At 41.6% G+C, this 440-nt stretch carries 1 protein-coding gene; it reads right to left on the minus strand.

Annotated elements, in window-relative coordinates; genetic code table 11:
• A partial coding sequence (locus A3766_RS22020) for an ATP-binding cassette domain-containing protein (protein WP_156509044.1) occupies positions 1-339 on the minus strand: 339 nt, incomplete at its 3' end.
• Between the last annotated feature and the right edge of the window lie 101 nt (positions 340-440).

The raw sequence follows: 440 nt of genomic DNA on the forward strand, positions 1-440 counted from the left end.
GTCTGCAGCTTCATCCTGACTATTGATCAGATGGTGATACTCACTTAAGACCTGACCAATTTCCGGTAGGCCTTCAGCAACGACATCAAAAACGTTACGTTCATCAGCATCGGGCATGGATTGAGGCAAAGCCCCTACTTTAAGACCCTTTTGAAAATTTATGACACCGGAGTCCGGATCACTACTTTTCATTAGCAATGACATTAATGAAGACTTTCCCTCGCCATTTCTACCCAGCAGGCAAATCTTTTGTCCCTCTTCAATCGCAAACGTAACGTTATCCAGTAAGGGGCGGTGGCCATACGCTAATGACACATTTTCAAAGCGGATTATACTCATATATTTTTTTACTAAATCTTTTATGTTTTCGTAAAATTGGCTCGCCAACTGATGATTTTCAACTATCCTTCATAGAATAAGCTGGCACTGCAATGCATGCA

The sequence above is a fragment of the Oleiphilus sp. HI0132 genome (assembly GCF_001635845.1).